This window comes from Bifidobacterium dentium JCM 1195 = DSM 20436 (genome assembly GCF_001042595.1).
In the GTDB taxonomy this organism is placed as follows: domain Bacteria; phylum Actinomycetota; class Actinomycetes; order Actinomycetales; family Bifidobacteriaceae; genus Bifidobacterium; species Bifidobacterium dentium.
This window is the reverse complement of the sequence record NZ_AP012326.1, coordinates 117,493-139,249: the sequence shown is the minus strand read 5'-3', so window position 1 is coordinate 139,249 and position 21,757 is coordinate 117,493. Positions and strand designations below refer to the sequence as shown.

Here is a 21,757-nt window from a genome sequence, read left to right as displayed (position 1 = left end):
CGCTGCTCGTTCTGTTGCCGGCTTCAATCCACTCCGTTGCCTTCACGCCTTGTGGGCGGCAACGCAAAAGGCCCCGCTTCATGCAGGGCCTTCAACGTGTGTTTCGCGCGCTTCAAACCCTGCCTCCGTTGGCGAGGGATTGAAGCTGTATTGCTCGAATCAGTCCGCCAACGAAAGCGGAATAATAATTCGTGCGGACAGCAGTACGCGTGCAACCATTCCGTTCATCATGGCGGACCTCCTTTCGCAAAGTCTTGACGTTCGGCGAGCGCTTCGCTCGAACTAAGCGGTAAACATAAGCGCGCCCACTCGCCCTCTCCACCAAAGGTTCACTATGTGGACGCGTACAATCACTTCAGCAGCATCGTCAGCACGCCGGCCAGCAGCATGAAGCCGATGGCGACGCCGAACAGCGGCAGGTATGCCGCAAGTGCGGTAATCGCAAGCGCACCTGCGATGACGCCAAGCAGCAAGCCGAGCGTATTGGCCACGCTGAAGGCCGCCAGGGAACGGCCGACGGAGCGTACATCCGGCAGAGTCGCCAGATTGAGGCTTTGGCTGGTACCGTCGTACATCGCATAGGCGAAACCGGCGATCAGTGCGTACAGGCCGACGCCGAACAGTTTGTCGGCCATCATGCACGGAGCTGCGGCGCCAATCACGAACAGCATGCAGGAGATGACGGCGGGAACACGGGCGTCTTCGAAGGCACGGGCGATCGGACCGAGCAGTAGCACGGCCATCAGCGAACCGACGAAAGCGGCGACGGCCATCAACGCCACGACCGCACCGGCACCGGTCAGGCCGTAGCCGGACAGCCCGTCTGCGTCGAGATCGAATGCCGCGAGATACCACTGGTATACGGCAATCAGCGTGGTGGCGGCGACGGCCAGCATGCGTGCGATGAAGGCGACGGCGAATTTCGGCGCATGCTTCGGAGGCCGGTACTGTGAGAAGAACGAGCCCTTGCGCACGCTCTCGCGCGGCATGTAGGTGCTGGAGCCTTCGCGCGGCAGTACGAGCAACGTGACGATGCCGGCCACGATGAACCAGATGGCGAACAGCATGATGCCCGAGCGTGTGGTGCCATCCCAGCCGGATTCAGCGGGATGCATGGTGCGGTAGACGGCCACGAGAATGCCGAGCAACTGGCCGAGCGCAAGCCCCATGCCATGCCAGGAATCGGCGCGGTCGCGGAACTTGTCGGGCACGCGTTCGCCGAATGCCGCGGCCAGAGGCATGGCGATCATGGCATAGCCGATTTGCATGAGCAGCCAGAACACGATGACGAGCTGCAGGAGGTCGCATACCGACAGTATCGCCAGTGAAGCGGCGCTCAGGAGCGCTCCGCTGATGATCCATGGGGTGCGGCGGCCGAGCGGACCGAAGGTATGGTCGGAGCCGACGGCGATCCAGGCGTTCATGAAGAAGCTCAGCACCATGCCGAGCGCCATGGTCAGGGCGAGGCCGGCAACACGCCCGTCGCCGACCAGCTGGTCGATGCGCTGCGGGATGAGCACGACGTCAAGTGCGGCAATCGGTGCGGCGAACAGCAGTGAGCCGAGCGCGAAGCCCGCAGTGAGGCGGTTGACCTGCAATGCGTTCGGCCTGCTGCCGTCGGGGGCGGTCATCGGGTCGCGCAGATCAAGGAAGGAGGATTCCAGATTCGGCACGGCCGCATCGAGATGCGCGGCCGCGGTCAGCGGTGAGCCGCCTTCCGCGAGGCGGGCGGCCTGCACTTCCGGGCGTTCGTTGGAGGCTTCCGGCACACGTGGACGCTGCTGCACGGCCAGACGCTTCAGGGCGGCCTTGGCTTCCGGGGTCAGCGTCTTCTCGTAATCGGGTCGATCGTCGATGCCGGGACGGATGAATACCTGACCGGGCAACGGCTGCGGAGTGGGCATGGTTTCGTTCTGGTTATCGTCAGTCATGGAAAGTCTTCTCTCAGGGGCATATACGCCGATCGCCCGGACACACTGCGTCGGTGCGTTCGGGCGATCGTTTGCGAGAGAAACTATATCAACATGCTGAGAATAATCTCATTTCACATTCTTGATGCGCATGATCAGGAAGGCGGCGATGAGCACGATGACGATGGCCACGCCGAAGACCACGGTGTAGGCGACGACCGGGGTCTTGGAGACGCCCATCACGGCCTTCACGATCACGACGAGAATCGAGGTCATGCCTGAGCCGATCACGGTGGAGAGCGTATTGGCGAGGTTCAGGATGCCGAGGTCCTTGCCCGCTTCCTCCGGATTCGGCAGCACGGAGACGTTCAGCGCCTGATCGATGGCGTTATAGATGCCGTAGCCGAGTCCGGCGACGCCCGCGAACAGCAGCATGCCGGTGGCGGAGCGGAAGAGCATGGGCATCAGCGCACCGACGGCGAACAGGCAGCTGGCCAAGGCGACCGGCACTTTGCGCATGCCGATTTTGTCGGTGATCGGACCTGCTGCGACGGCGGCAATCAGGGAGACCACCAGCGTGATGACGGCCATGGTGGCGATAAGCTCCGCCGCCTTGACGTTGGCGCCGGGATCGCCGGCGAACACGTAATCCTGCGCAATGTACAGCTGGTAGGTGTTGATCATCCAGTAGCCGCCCATCATCATGGTGCGGCCGGCGAGCGCGTAGTAGAAGTCGGGCGCGTTCTTCGGCGGACGGAAGCTCATGAGCATGGACTTGACGTTGAGTTCGCCACGGGCCTCGTCGCGATTGGATTTCTCGCGAGGCCAGATGAGCACCACGACGATGCCGGTGAGGCTGAAGATGGCCATGCCCATCATCCAACCGCCGAAGATGCCGGCCTCGCCCTGCTTGAGCAGCTGTGCGCCGACGAAGGAGCCGAGGGTCTGCCCGACGGCGATGCCCGCGCCGTAGAAACCGGAGACGGTGCCGCGGAACTTGTCGGGCACGCGGTCGGACATGGTGGCCACGTATGGGGCGAGCATCATGTTGTAGCCGAGCTGCGCGCAGCACCACAGGATGATGATGAGCGGTTCGGAATGGGTCAGCGAGACGGCGCCGATGCTCAGGCCGGTCACCAGACCGCCGGCGACCATCCACGGAGTGCGCTTGCCGAACCGTGAACGGGTCAGATCGGAGAAGGTGCCGAAGACGATGTTGGCGAGCAGCGCCACCACGGATCCGAAGATGTTGACCAGACCGAGCATGGACTCCTTGCTGGCCGGGTCGATGGATTCGAACACGCGCGGCAGGATGATGGAACTCAGGGCGACCCACGGGATGGCACAGGCCACGGCGGAGATGGTGAAGCCGATGCCGAGGCGGATGACCTCCGTTTTGGTCGGGCGGTGACCGTCGGCGGAGACCATCGGATCGCGCATGTCCATGAAGGCGGAGGATGGATCCGGTACGGCGGTGTCCACGGCGGCGATGGCGCCGAGACCGGAGCCTGCGGCGTCGGATGCCGCGGCGAGGTTGGTGGCTTGCACCTGCGCGTCGGTCTGGCTGGCATCCCCGGCTCGACGTTCGGGCATCGATGCCGCCAAACGAGTGACCGCTTCCTTTTGCTCCGGAGTCAAAGTCTTGTCATAATCCGGGCGGTCGTCAATGCCCGGTCGAACGAACTTGTCCATGATAAACCCCTTTTATATGGCCCGACCTCAGTATCGAACCGGTTCGATACTATCTCGGAACCGAGCGTATTTCAATTCTGGGTTCTTCCGCGCGTGTCGAACCGGTTCGATATCGTTTTACGCCTACGGAAAATCCACCATCCCCCGATGTTCCCTACCAAGGCGCACAACGTCATGCCGCGCATGCAGGTATGAAAAAGGCCCGGATGCGCAACTCGATTCGCATCCGGACCCGTCTGCATGCGACGTGCGGCCACATCATGGACATATGCGACCGCACATCATGACTTAGCCCTTCACCGCGCCGGAGGTGACGCCTTCGACGATGTACCGCTGCAGGAACAGGTACAGGATGAGGATCGGCAGCATGGCCAGCAGCAGGGCCGCCATGATCAGGCCGATGTCATTGGAGTAGGTGCCATAGAAGATCTGGGTCGCGATCGGAATGGTGTACAGTTCGCGACGGCCCAAGACCAGGGACGGCAACAGGTAGTCGTTCCAGAAAGCCATGGCGTCGATGATGGCGACCGTGGCGACGGTCGGCTTGAGCAGCGGGAACACGATGGTCCAGAATGTACGCCACTTGGAACAGCCATCGATGCTGGCCGCCTCCTCAAGCTCGTTCGGGATGTTCGTCTTGATGGCGCCGTGGAACATGAACACCGCCAACGACACCGAGAAGCCGGTATGCATGAGGATCAGCGTGATGCGGCTGTTCAGCACGTTGAGCAGACCGCCATACACGGAGACCAACGGCACCATGAGCACCTGGAACGGAATGACCATGGAGGCCACCATAAGCGCGAAGACAGCGCCGCCGAACCTCCACGAAGGATTGCGCACGATCACGTACGCGCACATCGCGGAGAACAGGATAGTCAGGATGGTGGCGCTGATGGTGATGATCGCCGAGTTGCCAAACACGGTGAGGAAGTTCATCTTCTCCATCGCCCTGGGGAAGTTGTCCAGGGTAAAGCCGTGCTTGCCGATCAGGGCGAGCGGCTCCGTGTTGATGTCCGCCTTCGTCTTGAAGACGTTGATCACGACGAGGATGAACGGAGCGATGAACAGCAGCAGCACGATCGTCAATACGACGACCATCAGTGCGTGCAGAACCTTGGTGCGAGTGCTGACTTGACCTTCCATTACGCTGCCACCTCACCCTTCTTGCCGAAGTACACCTGCAGCATGCCGATCACTGCGCAGACGATGAAGAGGACCAACGCCTCCGCCTGACCGGTGCCATAGTTCTTGTAAACGAATGCCTGATTGTAGACGTGCATGGCCGCGAGCACCGACTGATTGAACGGCTCGCCCTTGGTCAGCGAAAGGTTCAGGTCGTAGACCATGAAGCAGCGGGTGGTGCTCAGGAAGATGCACTGCACGAAGGAGGCGCGCATCAGCGGGATGACCACGTGCCACATGGCCTTGCCCTTGTTGCAGCCATCGATCATGGCCGCTTCCTTCAGGCTCTGATCCACGCTCATGAAGCCGGCCACGTAGATCAGCATCATGTAGCCCGCGTACTGCCAGACCGATACGAGGATCAGGCAGAACATCGCGCCGTTCGGCGTGGACAGCAACGATGCGTGATCGGATTGGGTGGCCGCTTCGGCGATGGCGACGAAGGCACGGTTGAACACGAACTTCCACACGTAGCCCAGCACGATGCCGCCGATGAGGTTCGGAATGAAGAAGCCCGCACGGAAGAAGTTCTGCCCCTTGATGCCGCTGGTCACCATGTAGGCCAGCAGGAAGGCGACGATGTTGACGAGTACGACCGCAATGACGGAGTAGACGAAGGTGCGGCCGAGCGACTGCCAGTACGCGGTGTCGGCGATGGCCGTCTTGTAGTTGTCGAGACCGACGAACGGCTTCTTCGCCGAAACGCCGTCCCAGCTGGTGAAGGTCAGGTACAGGCCATAGAAGAACGGCAGGATCACGACGGCGAAGAACAGGATCGTCGCCGGGCCGCCGAACATCAGATACTGGCCGATTTTGTAGGAAAGCTTATTCTGCTTCATGATGAATCCCATCCATGCCGGCGATGCAGGGGCCGCCGCCGGTGCCGACGACGACCCCCGCATCATGGTGCATTACCCGGCGAATCAGGCGGATTCGCCCGTGAACTTGGCGGTCTTCCAGTAATCCTGGATGTCCTTGGCAAGGGTTGCGCGGTCCTCTTCGCCGGCAAGCCACTTCTGGAACTTGGCACCCAGCACGGAATAGTGATCGTCCGGCAGGTAGTTGTAGTTCGGGATGAGCTTGCCACTGTCGGCATAGGACTTCACGGACTTACTCAGCGGGTCGGCGACCTCGAGGGTGTTGTTCTTGAACGGGGAGACCAAGGCGGCTTCATTGGTAATGAATTCCTGACCGTCCTTGTCTTCGGCAAGCCAGGTCAGAAACTCCTTGGCGGCCTTGCGCTGCGCGTCGGAGGTGTTGTCGGAGGAGTCGACGAAGAAGTACTTGGAACCGCCACCGACAAGCTTCTCATTGGTGCCGTCGTCCATGTTCTGCGGAACCGGCATGAGTCCCATGTTCTTGGAGTAGTCATACTGGTTGATCACGGACCAATCCCAGTTGCCGCCGAACATGAAGGCGATCTCGCCCTCGGCCAGTTTCTGCTCGGTCACCTCGCGTTCAGCGGAGATGGCGGAGGACTTGGCGTAGTTGTTCTCCTTCATCACGTCGAAGAAGTTCATCAGGGAGGTCCACTTGGCATTGGAATTGAGATCGACCTTGCCGGCCTTCATGTCGAGCAGGAATGCATTCGGATCTTCCTGCTCCTCGTAGACCTCAGGCAGGAAGTGGGCCGCCAAGGACCAGTCTTCCTTCATCACGCCGGTCGGGGAGGTCATGCCGCCGTCCTTGAGCTCCTGAATGAGCTCCTTGAAGGAGTCAAGGGTCTTGTAGTCCTCCGGCTTGAACTCCTTACCGGTGATCTTCTTGATGGCATCGGCGTTGTAGATCAGGCCACGAGCCTCAATGGAGACCGGGTAGCCGTAGGTCTTGCCGTCGATGCTGATGGCGTAGTCGGTGTCTTTGACCCAGCTCTGGTCGGACAGGTCGACGGCGTGTTCCTTAGCCAGAGAGTAGACGTCCTTGGCGTCGACCATGGAGATGGTGTATGGATCCTTGGAGGCGTACTTGGTGGCAAGATGGGCGGCGACGGTGTCGTTGGAGTAGTAGACCTCGACGTCCACGCCCTTCTCCTTGGAGTACTTCTTGGCCATCTCCTCCATCTGGCTTTCGATCTCGACCTTGGAGTTGAAGATGGTGATCTTAGTGCCGCTGGAGTTCGAAGATCCGCCTCCACATGCGCCCAGCATGCCGACGGCCATCAGCGAAGCGATGACGGCGGCGCCGGCCTTCTTCCACGAAAAAAGTGTTCTCATTGCCAATCCCTTTCTATTTCCACTGTTCATCAGGCAACACTGCCTCATGAGGTGTGAGGAGGAACCTCCGACTCGCGCCGTCGGAAATTTTCCGTCCTGAGCAATAAGTGTATCAACCGCTTCAAAACTGTCAAACCGGTTCGATAAAACCCGGTTTTCCAACCTTTCACCAGCGTGTCGCGTCAAAGGTTTGACGTGTTGCAAATACTGCCATTTTGGACTTTAGAAAAGGCCTTGCCTCACGTTATGATGGCACTAGATACCCCCATCAATCTGCAGTTCACAGCACACTGCAAGGCGATAATCACAACCAGCCAATCAAGGGAGATTTTATGGCAGACTGGCTAAATAACGCGATTTTCTACGAAGTCTATCCGCAGTCTTTTCGGGACTCCGACGGCGACGGTATCGGGGATTTTCGAGGCATCATCAGCAAACTCGAATACATCCGCAATCTCGGCTGCAATGCAATCTGGATCAATCCCTGCTTCGATTCATCGTTCTACGACGCCGGCTACGACGTACGCGACTACTACACCGTCGCGGCGCGCTACGGCAGCAACGAAGACCTCGCAGCGGTGTTCGAGCATGCACACGAACTCGGCATGCACGTACTGCTCGATCTGGTGCCGGGTCATACTGCCATCGACAACCCCTGGTTCAAGGAATCCTGCAAGGACGAACGCAACGCATGGACCGACCGCTACATCTGGCGGCCGATGAGCCAATCCCCCGACCTGAATTCGCCATATGCATCGATTCGCGGCTTTCTGGGCGGCATCGCCGAACGCCCGGACGCGGCCGCCGTCAACTGCTTCTCCACACAGGTCTGCCTGAACTACGGCTTCGGCACCGTGACCGAAGACTGGCAATTCGCTGCGGATTCACCCGAAGCGCAGGCCGGACGCCTGCTCATTCAAGACATCATGGACTTTTGGCTGGGCTTGGGTTGCGACGGCTTCCGCGTAGACATGGCGGGCAGTCTGGTCAAAGAGGATCCGGAACACCGTTGGACGTCGAAACTGTGGCGGCAGGTGCGTGCCCACCTGGACGAAACGCACCCGGAAGCGGTGCTCGTTTCGGAATGGGGCAATCCCCGTGAGGCGCTGCACGCCGGCTTCGACATGGACTTCCTGCTGCATTTCGGGCCGTCACACTACCTCGACCTGTTCCGGGAGAATCCGTATTTCTCCGCCTCGGCGAACGGCGACATCAAGGCGTTCGCCGACATATACCGAAAGATGCTCACCGACACCGCAGGCGACGGCTACATCTGCATTCCGTCGGGCAACCATGACATGATCCGCATGCGCGACACCCTGACACCCGCCGAAATGAAACTTGCATTCGCGTTCCTGCTGACCATGCCGGGTTGCCCGTTCATCTACTACGGCGACGAAATCGGCATGCGCTACGCACACGGACTCAAATCCAAGGAAGGCGGCTACGAACGAACCGGTTCGCGTACGCCGATGCAATGGGACCACTCGACCAACGCAGGATTCTCATCCGCGCGGCGGGAAAGCCTGTACCTGCCGATCGATGACGCCGCAGACGCGCCGAACGTGGCTTCACAGGAGACGGATTCCGACTCGCTGTTGCGCACAGTACGCGCCCTGAACGCCCTCCGCATGGCGCACCCGGCGCTACAGGCGGACGGCGGCATCGAATTCCTGCACGCCGAAGACCACGCATACCCGCTGGCATACGCAAGAACGGCCGACGAAGCCGATGACGCGAATCCCAGCGAGCGCATCATCGTGGCCATCAATCCGTCGCCCTCAGACGCACGCTGCACACTATCGGCGGTGTATGGCGATGCAATCGGCGCAGCGGAAGACGACGTGCTGTTTCACATCGGAACCGTCGCCGGCGTCGATGAAGGCGAGCTGCACGTACCGGCAGGTAGCGCGACCATCTTCAGATGCCGGTCATGATCGCGGAATCGTCCGGCCTCCCGTGTCAATCTCACCGTCGATACGCCGGAAAATCCAGTTGTAGATCCAAGCACAGCAATACTGCGGCAACGTGACGCCCATCAACAGCAGCAGCGGAATCATATAGACGAAGAACTGCATATACAGCACGGCGAAACCGACGAGGATCACCAGCATGCACAAGGTGCGTGGAAAGAAGCCGAGCGCAAGTTTGGCGGCGTTCCGCAGATGCACCGGAGTGGGGTCTTCGTAGCGTGACAGCAGTGGGAAAAAATACTGCGCAATGGCGATGACCACCAGTCCCGCAAAGGCGACGCAGGCGACAAGCGGGCCACGCATGGACGCCATCGACCATGCGAGCATGCCATCGACGGCAAGCACGACGGCGGCAAGCAGCAATCCGAGCCAAGGCAGGAGCGACTGCCTGAAATTACGTTTGAACGACTCGAAAAACTGGCGTGCAACGTACGTCTCCTCATGGCGGACCATACGCCACAGCACGCTGTGCATGGCCGTGAACGCGGCGCCGGCGGTGACAATCGGAATGCAGCACAGCAGCGTGAGTACGTTAAGGATGATCAGGTCGAACAGTACGCCCATGATGGCGAAGAACATGTTGTTCTGATCGAAGAGCTTTGACATCTTTGGCATGGTGCTCACCTTACATGCAAGGGCCGGATACGGGCCGCATCGTCCGAAATGCCGAATTGTCCCTCCCACGCCTGCCGGCACGGGAGGGACAATGGCGGATGCAGGCCCGTATGTCAGGCAACGACCGGCGGCTCGGCGATCAGATCGTCGGTACGGTGATCGCCGGCGGCATCGGTCCACGCGAGCGTGGCGACCGAAGCGGTGTTGTCGACGCCAAGACCCTTGCCTGGCTCGAAGGTGAGCGTGGCGGAGGTGGCGTCGCCCTTCCAGGTGAAGCTGATGGACGTGTCACCATCGGCCTCGTAGGAGAATTCACCGTCGAAGGCGTCGAGCTCGTTGCGGAACTTCGCCAAGGCATTCAGCGCCTTGACGACCGGGCGTTCGAGATTCTCGTCGATCTCCGCGGTGGAGTAGTAGTGGCGGTTGATGTCGCGGCCGTTGTTGGTCTTCCTCAGCAGCTCCATGTCGTTCCTGCCGGCGAGGGCGCCGACGTAGTAGACCTGGGGGACGCCCGGCAGGAAGAACTGCACGGCGCGGGCGGCGATGTAGTGCTGGTCGTTGCATCCCAATGCCGAGTAGTAGGTGCTGTTGACCTGGTACAGGTCGAGATTGGAGGCGGCGGCACCGGTCGCAGCCTGGGACTCGCCATGGGTGTTGGCGTGAATGGCGTTGACGAGGTTGTCGACGTCCTCATCCGGCACAAGGCCCTTGAGCGAACGATCCAGCTGATCGGAGCCGATGTCGATCACGCCGATGCCATCGTGCGTATCGAGCACGGTGACGGCATTGTTCGGACGGATGTCGGTCCAGTGCGCGACCGGCTCGACGTGGCCCGTATTCAGCGAGTGCAGCAGCAACGGCGGCAGGGCGAAATCGTAGACGCGATCGACCTTCGAGGCGATCTCGACCTGCTTCTTGTAGTAGGAATGCACTTCGATGAGAATCTCAAGACCACGCTTGACGCCCTCTTCGCGTAGGCGGGAGATCAGCTTGAAGGTCTTCGGGGTCATGAAACAGCTGGTGCCGGCCTCTTTGGCGCCGTAGCCGACGGCGTCGAGACGGATGTAGCTCACATGCGAGGCTGCCATCTGGTCGAAAATCGACATGAGGTATTCCCAACCCTTGTCGGAGTCGGTGTCGATGTCGACCTGCTGCGGGGTGAAGCTCACCCACACCAGACGGGTCTTGCCGGCGAACTTGTAGTGGGTGAACGGCAGACCCGGACGCGGACGGTAAATGCCGGCCAGATCCTCTTCGGTGGCGCCGTTCGGGAAGACGGAGCTCATGGTCAGGAACATCGGGTAGTACTCGGATTCCTCACCGTTGGCGAGCACGTCCTGGAACTGCTCGGATTCCCAGCTCATGTGGTTGACGATGGCGTCGACCATGATGTCGTGGGTCGTGGAAAGCTCGGCGACATCGTTCCAGTCGCCGAGACGTGGATCGACCTTGGTGTGGTCGATCGGGTCAAAACCCGCGTCGGCGCCATCGAACGGGGTGAAAAACGGCAGGATATGCACGCCGTCGTACACACCGTCGAAGCGGGTGCGCAGGATATCGGTCATCGACTTGATGGTGCCGTCGCCCAAACGGTCAGCATAAGTGATGAGCTGCACTTTGTTCTTCATGGGACCTCCCTCGGTTCCAAATCATGATTGTTTGCGATTGTTCAACGGCGGATATCGTCCACCCTGAATATCGAACCGGTTCGATATTACCGCCGAACGGGCATCGTTGTCCAGTCGAGAACAGCCCGTCGGCGTGTCAGACCAGCTCGATGCGTCACCGGCGCGCAACGGATGCGAGCGCCATGATCTCCGCGAAATAACGGTCGGAATCAAGGCCATCCACAGTCGCAACATTCGTCATATGCACACCATCAAGCCCACCGTGCGCAACAATCACGTCCAACACCACGCGCTGCCACTCGACCTCCATATACGGATCCACCTCCGTGCGGCCTAACGCGCGCATGACGCACACCAACGCATGAGCGCCCCAATTCGACGTGCCCGCCACCACAAGCTGGTCCGTCGACACCGTGCACGCGATATCCATACCGTGGTCCACCACGCCCTCGATGGCATAATCCTCGACGCGGCCCATGCCGATTTCATTGCCGCCGTCACCCACGCCGATGGTATGCAGTCCCATGAGAGTCAATTGGCTGAGGGGCGCGGTCCATTCAGTGATGTCAATGCCGCGCATGTTGTGCGGATTACCGTCGCGGGCAGGACCTACGCGCTCGATGTAGATCAGGGTGCTGATGCCTTCGGCGCGCACCAGGTCGATCACGCGATTCAGCCAGGCGTCGAACGGGGTGCCGCCGTGTGCCCGTTTGTCCGATTCTCCCGAATCAGACAAACGCGGGGCACTGTTCATGCTCCAATTGTCCGATTCTGGAGAATCGGACACATCAGGTGCGATGAGCACATGGTCCTCCGGCAGGAATCCCAACGCCGCCGGGCGGATCACCGGTTCGCAGCATTCGTCGTTGACCAGCCATGCGTCTCCGCCAATCGCACGCAACGCCATGCACACCTCCAACGCACCTAACGGACCGTCCGTCTCGGCGGCCGGCTGGTCGGCCTTCGGAATGAAGAATCCGGTAACCACCAGCGCCCGGGCCGGCAGACCGTTCCTACCGGAACGCCCTACTCTGCCGGAAACCAAATGACGGGCGGCATGAAACAGGTCGCCGCGGGAATACGTCATCAACGTCTCCGAGCCGCGGCCGACATCGCAAGCGGCCATGTTCGCGATTCTCGCAATGGTCGGGTAGTGCCGCCAATCCAAAATGCTTGTACGCATGTCCCTCTCCTCCAAGACGTTCGCATACGCAAGACGTTCGCATACGCAAGTGCAGACTATTCGATGAATCCCAGATTCTCGCCATATTGGGCGAAATCGCCGACCTTCGCGGACCGATGCAGCGTACCCGACGCGGACGCCGCGATTTCGGTCTCCATCTTCATGGCCTCAAGCACCACGATCGAATCTCCCTCGCATACCTGCGCGCCGTCATCAGCCAGCCAACGGACCAAGGTGCCAGTGATCGTGGATTCAAGAGGCGTACCTCCGCCATGGTTGTCCGATTCACCAGAATCGGACATTCGCGGGGCAAGAAACGCACTCTGCATGTCCGATTCACCAGAATCGGACAAACCTGCAGCTAAGGAGGCGAGCGAGGCAAGCCCTGCAGGCAAGCCGAGACGTACGCGCCGCCCATCAATCTCAATCCAGCTTTCAACGGGATCCGTCGGCGCGGCCCGTCTACCGCAGGCTCCTCCCGACAACGCCGCAACATCAACCGATGGCAGGAACTCCTCCTCAATCCAACGGGTGTACACGCCGAAGTCGCCATCTTCCGCAACAAAAGCGGGCTGCTCAAGCACCGCCCTGTCAAACGGAACAACCGTCGGAATGCCGGCAACCGCAATCTCAGCCAATGCGCGGCGGGCGCGGGCCAGGCAAACTTCGCGCGAAGGCGCGGCAATCACCAGCTTGGCCAGCATTGAATCGAATTGACCGGGAATCGTACCGCCGGCTTCGACACCGGAATCAAAACGAACACCGATGCCGGTCGGCACCCGCAATCCGTCAACGGTGCCGGGAAAAGGAACGAAACCCAACGCCGGATCCTCCGCGTTAATACGGAATTCGATGGCGTGACCATGCACGGCAGGCGTGCAGCCGTCTTCCAGGCCGGGAATCTCGCGAATCCTCGCGCCTTCGGCAATCGCAAGCTGCGCCGCGACCAGATCGACGCCTGTCACCGCCTCCGTAACAGGATGTTCCACCTGAATACGCGTGTTAACCTCCATGAACGACATGGTGCCGTCCGGATCAACGAGAAACTCCACCGTTCCGGCACTCTCGTAGCACGCCTTCTTACAGATGGCGACGGCCGCCGATTCAAGCCGCCGCGTGATCTCATCCGGCAGGAACGGAGCCGGCGCCTCCTCGATAAGCTTCTGATTGCGACGCTGCAGCGAACAGTCACGTGTGCCGACTGCGACAACGCTGCCGGTTCGGTCGCCCAGCACCTGCACCTCCACATGACGGGGACGTGCCAGAAAACGTTCGATGAAGCAATCCCCGTTGCCGAACGCAAGCTCGGCCTCATGCGTGGCTGACATGAACGCCTCGCGCACATCTTCCAGCCGGTGCACGACCTTCAAGCCTCGCCCGCCGCCGCCATACACGGCTTTGATGGCCAGCGGAAGGCCATGTCGCTCAGCGAATGCCACGACCTCGGACGGATCGCGTACGGGTTCGGTGGTGCCAGGGGCCATGGGTGCGCCCACTTCGGCCGCGATACGCCGGGCTTCGACTTTGGAGCCGAGCATGCGGATGGTGTCGGCTCCCGGCCCGATCCATGCCATGCCGGCGGCGGCCACCGCTTCGGCAAAGTCCGCGTTTTCGGCAAGAAACCCGTAGCCGGGATGTATGGCGTCGGCATGCGCTTTTTTGGCGGTCTCTATAATCGCGTCAATGTTGAGATACGTGCTTTTTGCATCCACCCCATGCAGTGCATAGGCCTCGTCGGCCAAGTGTACGAACAGCGCGTCGGCATCCGGATCGGCGTAAGCTGCAATGGCCGTACGACCGGTGTCATGGCACGCGTGGATGATGCGCACCGCGATCTCGCCGCGGTTGGCGATCAGGATTCGCTGCAGTCTGGGCATTACCGGGCCTCCCTATGCTCTTGTGATTGTGTGTTCTGTTTGTCTGATTCTGGAGAATCGGACATTCGGAAGCGAATTTTGGCGCCCGGCGGTAGTTGCCCGGCTAGAATCAGCGATTCAGACGTCAGCACGGCAATGACCGGATAGCCTCCGGTCACGGGTTGGTCGCGCAGGAAAATGACCGGTTGACCGCTCGTCGGCACCTCGATGGAGCCCGGCAACGTTGCCTCGCTCGCCAATTCCGTAGCATCACGCCGTTCCAGCGAACGTTCGCCCTGCAAGCGCAGCCCTACACGGTTCGATTGCGCGGTGACCGTCCAAATCTGGTCGAAAAAGTCGCTGATTCCCGTCGCAGTGAACCAGTCGTCGCGCGGCCCCAAACGCACATGCAGCTCCGTAATGTCGTCGGATTTCGGTAGATGCTCGGGCCATGGTTCCGGTAGACCTATGCTGTTTCCGTGCCCGCCGTTTGGGCGCGGGCCACGCATCGTTGATGGATGGCGTCCGATCGGCGAAAGCACCGGTAGGAGCTGCCCAGCCGCGACCGGCTTGGGTCCGATGCCGCTCATGGTGTCGGTCGCAGCGGAGCCGAGCGAGCGGGCCACGTCGAATCCGCCGCGTACCGCCAGATAGTCGCGCAATCCGCTGGTCGGAACGCCGATTTCGATGACTTCGCCGTCACGCAACAGCATGGCCTCCTGCCGAATCACGACGGTACGTTCGGATGCATGCGACTGGTTTCCCGCATTACGTTGCGCACCCAAGCCACTGTTCCATGTGGCTTTGCCGATGATGGTGATTGGTGCGGGAGCACCGGCCACGGCCACGACCATATCGCCGTGTGCTGTAAAACGCACTCCTCCGCCGGTGATTTCCAGAACAGGAACATCCGTGGGATTGCCAACCAATGCGTTGGCGAGATGAGAGGAGCATGGATCGGCCGCGCCCGAACCGGTCACACCCATATCCGCCGCGCACCGCCCGTCATCTTGGAAAGTGGTGAGCAGGCCCGGGCGAGTGGCCTCCAACGCAGTGGTCGCCATGATGGATGAATCTGGGCCGCACCGTTTGTCCGATTCTGGAGAATCGGACAACTGTAATGCCAAAATCCGGTCGTGTTTGTCCGATTCTCCAGAATCGGACAAACAGGAGGCAGTTCCGGCCACAACACGCTCTCGCGCGGGAGTGAACCGTACGGCATCACCCGGCTGCAACAGCGCAGGCGGGTCGGCATGCTCATCCCACATCGTCTTTTCGGTGTGACCGAGCAACTGCCAGCCTCCGGAGCTCACACGCGGGTAGACACCGGAAAAGGTGCCGGCCAATCCCACCGCACCGGCGGGAACGCTCAAACGTGGCACTTTGCGGCGCGGCACATCGAAGATTTCGTCGCCACCGGTCAGGTAGGCGAAACCTGGTGCGAAGCCAACGAATGCGACCGACCATGCGTGGGCGCAGTGCCGTGCAATGACCTGCGGCACGGAAACACCAAGCAATTGGGCTATGTCGGCTAGATCCTCACCGTCATAAATCACTGGAATCTCAACGGTTCGCGAGCGCCGGCACACATCGGTGGAAACATCCAGCGCGCGCACCGCGGCGATGATGTCGGCGCGGGATGCGAGCAGCGGGTCGAATGAGATTAGAATCGTGCGGGCTGCGGGAATCAGCTGGGTCACGGCGTCCAGAGCGTTGCTGCCCGGTATGCCCGCAGCCTTGGAGGAACGTAGCGCGGCGAATACGCGCAGGGTCTCGTCGAGATCGGCGAGTTCCACCAGCACGCCACTGTCGCCGCAGGTCCGAAATCTCATGATTGCCGGCCAATCGAGGATGATATGCCGCCACGCGCAGCGCCGGATACTTCGGGAGTGCTCACACCATGGCCAGATACCCCATCGAAATCACGGCGTGTCTCTTCCCTATCCGCCGCAAATGCGAGCACCTCGATGCCTTCAGCCTCCAGATTGGCTCTCACGGCCCGAGCCATGGCCACAGCGGAGGGCGAATCGCCATGCACGCATACGGAATCAGCGTTCAACGTCACCACGGAGCCGTCAACCGCTTCGACTTCATGCCGTGTGGCCATACGCATCACACGCGCGGCCACCACTGACGGATCGGCGATCACCGCTCCAGGCAGCCGGCGTGAAACCAGCGTACCGTCCGGATTGTAGGCCCGGTCGGCAAACGCCTCATGGAACACGCGCAGGCCCGCATCCGCCGCCAATCGTCCGACCACGGCTCCGGGCTGGGTAAGCACACCCAGGCTTGGGTCAACGCAACGGATCGCGTCCACCACCGCAGCGGCCTGTACCTCGTCGCGCACGATCCGGTTGTAGAGCGCCCCGTGTGGCTTCACGTACCGTACGGCGGTGCCGGCGGCATGCGCAAGTCCCTCCAGCGCGGCGATCTGATACATCACGTCCGCCTTCAGCTCGGCGGGAGTCGCATCGACGTAGCGTCGTCCGAATCCAGCCAGATCACGATAGGCGACGTGCGCACCGACCGTGACTCCGCGCGCGGCCGCGGTCTCCAGCGTGCGCAGCATCACCGAAGGATCGCCCGCATGGAATCCGCAGGCCACGTTCGCACTCGAAACCACCGAGAGCAACGACTCGTCGTCGCCAAGTCTCCAACGCCCGAAGCTCTCGCCCATGTCGCTGTTCAGATCGATGCCGTTCATGCCGCTCCTTACCGTTGTCCCGCCGCTCACACCATGTAATCCAGGTCGCGTTTGTCGGTGATGAACATGTGGCCCGGCGCATGCGTAATCGCGAATTCCGGTTTCGACGCCATCACCGCCGCCTGCGGAGTCACGCCGCACGCCCAGAACACCGGAATGTCGCCCGGTTCCAGAACCGGCACGTCGCCATAGTCGGGATGTGCGATGTCTTCGATGCCAATTGCTGCGGGATCACCCACGCATACGGGAGCCCCGTGCACCGACGGATAGTATCCGGAGATCCGGCACGCGTCGGCCACCTGCCGTGCGGGAATGCCGCGCATCGACACCACCATCGTGGAGCGAAAGGCGCCTGCCGGCCGGCATTCGATCGACGTGTCGTACATGGGCACATTGCGTCCGGCCGTGATGTGTCGCACAGGGATTCCGGCCTCCATCAAAGGAAACTCGAACGTGAAGCTGCAGCCGATTACGAACGTCACCAGATCGGACCGCCAATAGTCGCGGATGTCCGGCACTTCAGCCACCAACTCACCACGCCTCCACACGCGATACATCGGTACGTCGGTGCGGATGTCGGCTCCCGGCGCGGTTGCCGGCTCGGTGACGCCCGGTTCCATCACTTCCAGCAAGGGGCAGGGCTTGGGATTGCGTTGCGCAAACAATAGGAAATCAAAGGCCTGCTCTTTCGGCAGAATCATCAGATTCGCCTGCGCATAGCCTTGAGCGACGCCGCATGTCGGGCGTACTTGTCCTGCACGGAACGCGGCGCGCGCGGCCGCGGGAGTGGATGCCGCATCAAGATCAGCCATGTTTGCACCTTCCTCACCTATATCCGTGCCGGCGGCGTACCGAACGGCACAACCCCGGCATAGCCCACAGGCAACGGGAAACTCTCTTGACCACCACGATGGACGCACAACGTTACGGTGTTTTGACTTTCGTGACGCCAATGTTTCAGCCTTGCAAATTGGCGGCTTCGCGCGGAAACATACCTCCATTAGGTTGGGCGCTGTACGGCGGCGTCACGTCGTCGTCCCGATTTCATGCGTTGCGTCGGTTCCACGCGACTGGCATTACGCAGTCGGCTTCGCATGATCGGATTGGCAGAATTGACATGTTACTGACATGTTCATGTGATTGGGATTCGCGCCATCCGCACGATTCGCGCCGTATGGTTCACGCGATGGTTGCGCGCGCAGGAAGAGAGGTTCCCATGAGTTCGATCGTTCTGGGCGTCGGCAACGGCAAGGCGCTGTTCACAGGCACGTCCGTCGCGCCCGATGAGGATCTGGTGCGGTTCGCCGATCCGACGGACAGCATCATCAACGCCTTCGATCTGAGCGTATTGCGAGGTGATGGCATCTTTGAGGCGACCACCGTATGGAGGGGTTTCCCGGTCTCGTTGGAGAATCATCTCAGACGTCTCGCGCAATCCGCAAAGCTTATGAACATGCCCGAGCCGAACATTCCGGCGATGACCCGCGCCGTGGAGCTGGTCATCGACCAATATGACGACCCGGAACCTGGCCCGATGCTGCGCATCATCGTCTCCCGCGGTCTCGACCCCGATACCGGCGTGGGCAGGTCGGCCGACCGCACGCCCACCATCTTCATCTTCCTTGATGCCAAGGGCACATTGCATTCACTCGAACCGATCACCATGGCGTCGATGACGCGCGGATATCCGTCGGACATCACCGCCCGCGCGCCCTGGCTGCTCAATGGTGCGAAGACCCTCAGCTACGCGTTCAACTGCGCCGTGCACCGCGAATGCGCGCGTCGGGGCGTCGGCGACGCGATTCTGCACACGGAGGACGGCTATACGATGGAGTGCCCGAATTCTTCGATCGTGGCGCGATACGGCGGTGATTTCGTCACGCCCGACCCGCGCATCGGCATCCTCAACGGCACTTCGCAGCGTGAGATGTTCGCATGGGCGTTGCAGGAGGGCCATAAGGCGGTCTACAGGAAGCTGCCGATTGCCGAACTACGTGAGGCCGACAGCCTGTATATGACGCACGGTGGCTGGGTGATTCCGATCAGTGAGATCGACGGGCGTGCGCTAGTCGTAGACACGGCACAGATTCAGGCGGTCAACGATGCGATTCATTCCGGACGCACGCATGATGACGCGCTGGGGATCGGTCCGACCGGCGATTACGAGTGATCGGCGGCCGCTGACACCGCTCGCGTGGTGTCACCCAACGCCAAGGTCACGGGAATGAGCACGGACGGCTCGAACGGGTTGTCATCTTTTCTTAGACTCGCCTTGGCGGCGGCCGCATCCTCGTCGGCGATGGCCTGCGTGATGTGATCGGCTACGGTCTGCGTGATTGCAACGAAATCCTGCACGACCGCGGTCGTCTTCATGCCGGCGAGATCGGTCAGATACGTGCCATCGTAGGCGACGATCTGCAAATCCTGCGGAATGGCGATACCCCGACGCAATGCTTCGCGCACGCAGAAGGAAGCCCCTATATCGGAGCTGACTACCGCATCCACGCCATCCGGACCAACGCGATCCAGCGTCTCCCCCACCGCACGACGGTAGCCGTCGAAATCCATGACCTCGCCGGCTTCCACATACTCATATCGAATACCGGCCTTCATCAACTCCTGCTCGAGCGTCAGGTAATAACGCACCGTCGGGAAGGTGGTCTTCTCCAAATCGAAGACGTCTTCGACCTCGCCGCGGGCGGCTAGGTCGAAGAACTGATCACGCGGACCTCCGATCATCACCACATGACGCGCACCGGTGCGAATGAGCAGATCGGCAATCAGACGGCCGCCCTGTTCATGATCGGAACCGACCGAGGGGATGCCCTCCCCCAGCACACGGTCGAACGCAACGATCGGGCGATGAATGGACGTCCAATAATCAGGCGTATGCGCGGTATGGGCGCTCATTACGATGCCGTCCATGATATGTCGGCGCAGCATTTCCACATATTCGGCTTCGCCGTTCTCGGCATCGGCGGTGGAGCACAGCATGGTGCTCAGTCCCTGCCCGGCGAGCATATGCTGCAAGCTGGCCGTGAATGTGGCGAAGAAGGGGTGCCGGATGGTCGGCACGATCACGCCGACCATATTGGTGCGATTGTGGTATAGATTGCGCGCCAGTTCGTTCGGCACATAATTCAGCGCGTTCATGGCACGCTGCACCCGGTCACGCATATCGTCGGACACATATCCCGTGCCGTTCACCACCAACGAGACGGTGCTCAATGAGACTCCGGCCTTCTTCGCCACATCGCGCATGCCGACCATGTTCATACTCCTTTGCGCAGCCGTTATCATGCTCATTGTACATAGTATCGAACCGGTTTAGCGACCGGTGTGTGCATCGTTGTACGTTCGGTCGAGACGGTCGTCGCGAGCATGAGGTCGCGGCATACGAAAGCGGTGCGAAGCCTGACGACGATTGTCGCCCGCTTCGCACCGCGCGTCTCGTTTGGTCATGATTCGCACCTGTGGCTCAGGTGCGGCGCCACGATCAGGCCGTAGGCACGGAACCTTCCTGAGAGTGGTCGAAGACCGGCTTGTTGTCGGCATCGTACTTGTAGACGCCGATGGAAGCCGAGCTTGGATCATGCGCATCGTTGAATGCGCCGATGGAGGTCTGGCCCTTGTACTGGATTTCCTTGCCGTCCTTGAGCAGCGCCAGACAAGCCTTGTAGGAATCGCATTCCTCGCCCTTGGTGGAACCGGAGACCGCCATAAGGTTCTTCTGCACGGTCTCGCCGTCCGTCGCGCCGCCCTTCTGGGCCGCGAGCGCCGCCAGCACGATGGCGTCATAGGTTTCGGCGGTGTAGGTGAAGTCGGTGACCTTGGAGTTGAAGGACTTGACGTTCTTCTGGAATTCGTCGGTCGGATGGGCGCCCGGGATGGTGCCGACGGAACCTTCCAGCAGACCGGCATCGAAGTCCTCGGAGTGGTCGACGGTATTGCCGTCAGTCATGTACAGCTTGTGGGTATCGATGCCCTGGGTCGCAAGTTCCTTGACGAGCGGCACGGTCTGATCGAAGGCGATCACCAGCGTGGCATCCGCATTAGAGGCCTTGATGCTGGTCACCATCGAGGAGAAGTTGGTTTCGGTCGGATCGAAGGTATCCTTCTCGCCGTAGACGACCTTCACGCCGGCATCCTCCACGGTCTTGACGACCACGTCACGCAGGGACGTGCCGTATTCGTCGTTGAAGACCGCGATGGCAAGGTTCTTCACACCGTCCTGTGCGATGATCTGGCCCAGCACGGCACCCTGCACGGTGTCCGGCGGGATGGTGCGGAAGAAGTAGTCGTTCAGGCCGGAGAAGGCGGTGGACGTGGCACCCGAAGAGATCATCGGCACCTTCGCGGACGTGACCTGCTTGTAGGTGTTCTTGACCACGGAGCTGGACGGCGGGCCGACCACGACGGACGGGTTCTTGGCGAGCACCGACTGCGCCGACGACGTGTTCTGGTCGGCATGGTCCGCGTCCGAAGTGTCGGCCGAAGTGATTTCGATGTCTTTGCCGAGTACGCCGCCGGCATCGTTGATGTCCTTCTGCGCAAGCTTCATGGTGGCGATATTGGCCGGGCCGAGGTACGCCATGGAGCCGGTGAGCGGGAACAGGCCTGCCGCCATGAACGTGCCGGAATCGGATGTGGATGAGGCGGATGAGTCGCTCGAGCTGGACGAAGACGAGCCGCAGCCGGACAGCATCATCGTCAGCGCGGCCGCCGCCGCGGTAATCGTAATCAGGGTCTTCCTGGAATTACTCTTCTTCATTATTGTCACTTCCTCTTGTCTCTGTAC

General features: G+C 60.9%; 16 protein-coding genes. 2 read left to right on the top strand and 14 right to left on the bottom strand.

Annotated elements, in window-relative coordinates; all coding sequences use genetic code 11:
* Positions 1-350: 350 nt before the first annotated feature.
* From BBDE_RS00545 to BBDE_RS00525, 5 genes are all read right to left on the bottom strand, one after another.
* Complete coding sequence (locus BBDE_RS00545) at positions 351-1,931, bottom strand: MFS transporter (protein WP_003837954.1); 1,581 nt, start codon at positions 1,929-1,931, stop codon at positions 351-353.
* Between the two features lie 108 nt (positions 1,932-2,039).
* A complete protein-coding gene (locus tag BBDE_RS00540) occupies positions 2,040-3,602 on the bottom strand; it encodes an MFS transporter (protein ID WP_003837956.1) in 1,563 nt (520 codons plus the stop codon).
* Between the two features lie 288 nt (positions 3,603-3,890).
* Positions 3,891-4,748, bottom strand: coding sequence for a carbohydrate ABC transporter permease (locus BBDE_RS00535; protein WP_003837958.1), 858 nt, complete (start codon positions 4,746-4,748; stop codon positions 3,891-3,893).
* On the bottom strand, positions 4,748-5,626 hold the full coding sequence (locus BBDE_RS00530; RefSeq protein WP_003844781.1) for a carbohydrate ABC transporter permease: 879 nt from the start codon (positions 5,624-5,626) through the stop codon (positions 4,748-4,750). The genes BBDE_RS00535 and BBDE_RS00530 overlap by 1 nt, the downstream gene beginning before the upstream one ends.
* Before the next feature lie 84 nt (positions 5,627-5,710).
* Positions 5,711-7,000, bottom strand: coding sequence for an ABC transporter substrate-binding protein (locus tag BBDE_RS00525; RefSeq protein WP_003837961.1), 1,290 nt, complete (start codon positions 6,998-7,000; stop codon positions 5,711-5,713).
* A 332-nt stretch (positions 7,001-7,332) separates the two neighbouring features.
* Between BBDE_RS00525 and BBDE_RS00520 the strand changes: the two genes are divergently transcribed.
* Positions 7,333-8,937: an alpha-amylase family glycosyl hydrolase gene (locus tag BBDE_RS00520; RefSeq protein ID WP_003837962.1), complete on the top strand. Its 1,605-nt coding sequence runs from the start codon at positions 7,333-7,335 to the stop codon at positions 8,935-8,937.
* On the opposite strand, the gene BBDE_RS00515 is transcribed toward BBDE_RS00520, so the two are convergent.
* From BBDE_RS00515 to BBDE_RS00485, 7 genes are all read right to left on the bottom strand, one after another.
* Complete coding sequence (locus BBDE_RS00515; protein WP_003837963.1) at positions 8,932-9,588, bottom strand: YesL family protein; 657 nt, start codon at positions 9,586-9,588, stop codon at positions 8,932-8,934. The genes BBDE_RS00520 and BBDE_RS00515 overlap by 6 nt on opposite strands.
* A gap of 113 nt (positions 9,589-9,701) precedes the next feature.
* A complete protein-coding gene (gene gtfA, locus BBDE_RS00510) occupies positions 9,702-11,216 on the bottom strand; it encodes a sucrose phosphorylase (RefSeq protein WP_003837964.1) in 1,515 nt (504 codons plus the stop codon).
* Between the two features lie 154 nt (positions 11,217-11,370).
* Positions 11,371-12,399: a glutamate cyclase domain-containing protein gene (locus BBDE_RS00505; protein ID WP_012901785.1), complete on the bottom strand. Its 1,029-nt coding sequence runs from the start codon at positions 12,397-12,399 to the stop codon at positions 11,371-11,373.
* 56 nt (positions 12,400-12,455) lie between these two features.
* A complete protein-coding gene (locus tag BBDE_RS00500) occupies positions 12,456-14,276 on the bottom strand; it encodes an acetyl/propionyl/methylcrotonyl-CoA carboxylase subunit alpha (RefSeq protein WP_003837969.1) in 1,821 nt (606 codons plus the stop codon).
* Positions 14,276-16,087: a 5-oxoprolinase subunit B/C family protein gene (locus BBDE_RS00495; protein WP_012901784.1), complete on the bottom strand. Its 1,812-nt coding sequence runs from the start codon at positions 16,085-16,087 to the stop codon at positions 14,276-14,278. Before BBDE_RS00495 ends, BBDE_RS00500 begins: the two co-directional genes overlap by 1 nt.
* Positions 16,084-16,959, bottom strand: coding sequence for a LamB/YcsF family protein (locus BBDE_RS00490; RefSeq protein WP_003837971.1), 876 nt, complete (start codon positions 16,957-16,959; stop codon positions 16,084-16,086). The genes BBDE_RS00495 and BBDE_RS00490 overlap by 4 nt, the downstream gene beginning before the upstream one ends.
* Positions 16,960-16,985: 26 nt before the next feature.
* Positions 16,986-17,771, bottom strand: coding sequence for a putative hydro-lyase (locus tag BBDE_RS00485; RefSeq protein ID WP_003837972.1), 786 nt, complete (start codon positions 17,769-17,771; stop codon positions 16,986-16,988).
* A gap of 404 nt (positions 17,772-18,175) precedes the next feature.
* Here BBDE_RS00485 and BBDE_RS00480 point away from each other — a divergent pair, with 404 nt between their 5' ends.
* A complete protein-coding gene (locus BBDE_RS00480; protein ID WP_012901783.1) occupies positions 18,176-19,129 on the top strand; it encodes an aminodeoxychorismate lyase in 954 nt (317 codons plus the stop codon).
* Here BBDE_RS00480 and BBDE_RS00475 read toward each other — a convergent pair.
* Both BBDE_RS00475 and BBDE_RS00470 read right to left on the bottom strand, forming a co-directional pair.
* Positions 19,120-20,229, bottom strand: a complete 1,110-nt coding sequence (locus BBDE_RS00475) for a LacI family DNA-binding transcriptional regulator (protein WP_003844760.1) — start codon at positions 20,227-20,229, stop codon at positions 19,120-19,122. The genes BBDE_RS00480 and BBDE_RS00475 overlap by 10 nt on opposite strands.
* Before the next feature lie 226 nt (positions 20,230-20,455).
* The gene (locus BBDE_RS00470; protein ID WP_003842937.1) at positions 20,456-21,730 is read right to left on the bottom strand and encodes an ABC transporter substrate-binding protein; all 1,275 of its coding nucleotides are present in this window, start codon (positions 21,728-21,730) and stop codon (positions 20,456-20,458) included.
* Positions 21,731-21,757: the final 27 nt, after the last annotated feature.

What these genes read in the sequence shown, in the direction of transcription:
- BBDE_RS00545 (WP_003837954.1), bottom strand. Translation starts at nt 1,931, where the DNA reads ATGACTGACGATAACCAGAACGAAACCATGCCCACTCCGCAGCCGTTG.
- BBDE_RS00540 (WP_003837956.1), bottom strand. Translation starts at nt 3,602, where the DNA reads ATGGACAAGTTCGTTCGACCGGGCATTGACGACCGCCCGGATTATGAC.
- BBDE_RS00535 (WP_003837958.1), bottom strand. Translation starts at nt 4,748, where the DNA reads ATGGAAGGTCAAGTCAGCACTCGCACCAAGGTTCTGCACGCACTGATG.
- BBDE_RS00530 (WP_003844781.1), bottom strand. Translation starts at nt 5,626, where the DNA reads ATGAAGCAGAATAAGCTTTCCTACAAAATCGGCCAGTATCTGATGTTC.
- BBDE_RS00525 (WP_003837961.1), bottom strand. Translation starts at nt 7,000, where the DNA reads ATGAGAACACTTTTTTCGTGGAAGAAGGCCGGCGCCGCCGTCATCGCT.
- BBDE_RS00520 (WP_003837962.1), top strand. Translation starts at nt 7,333, where the DNA reads ATGGCAGACTGGCTAAATAACGCGATTTTCTACGAAGTCTATCCGCAG.
- BBDE_RS00515 (WP_003837963.1), bottom strand. Translation starts at nt 9,588, where the DNA reads ATGCCAAAGATGTCAAAGCTCTTCGATCAGAACAACATGTTCTTCGCC.
- gtfA (WP_003837964.1), bottom strand. Translation starts at nt 11,216, where the DNA reads ATGAAGAACAAAGTGCAGCTCATCACTTATGCTGACCGTTTGGGCGAC.
- BBDE_RS00505 (WP_012901785.1), bottom strand. Translation starts at nt 12,399, where the DNA reads ATGCGTACAAGCATTTTGGATTGGCGGCACTACCCGACCATTGCGAGA.
- BBDE_RS00500 (WP_003837969.1), bottom strand. Translation starts at nt 14,276, where the DNA reads ATGCCCAGACTGCAGCGAATCCTGATCGCCAACCGCGGCGAGATCGCG.
- BBDE_RS00495 (WP_012901784.1), bottom strand. Translation starts at nt 16,087, where the DNA reads ATGAGATTTCGGACCTGCGGCGACAGTGGCGTGCTGGTGGAACTCGCC.
- BBDE_RS00490 (WP_003837971.1), bottom strand. Translation starts at nt 16,959, where the DNA reads ATGAACGGCATCGATCTGAACAGCGACATGGGCGAGAGCTTCGGGCGT.
- BBDE_RS00485 (WP_003837972.1), bottom strand. Translation starts at nt 17,771, where the DNA reads ATGGCTGATCTTGATGCGGCATCCACTCCCGCGGCCGCGCGCGCCGCG.
- BBDE_RS00480 (WP_012901783.1), top strand. Translation starts at nt 18,176, where the DNA reads ATGAGTTCGATCGTTCTGGGCGTCGGCAACGGCAAGGCGCTGTTCACA.
- BBDE_RS00475 (WP_003844760.1), bottom strand. Translation starts at nt 20,229, where the DNA reads ATGGTCGGCATGCGCGATGTGGCGAAGAAGGCCGGAGTCTCATTGAGC.
- BBDE_RS00470 (WP_003842937.1), bottom strand. Translation starts at nt 21,730, where the DNA reads ATGAAGAAGAGTAATTCCAGGAAGACCCTGATTACGATTACCGCGGCG.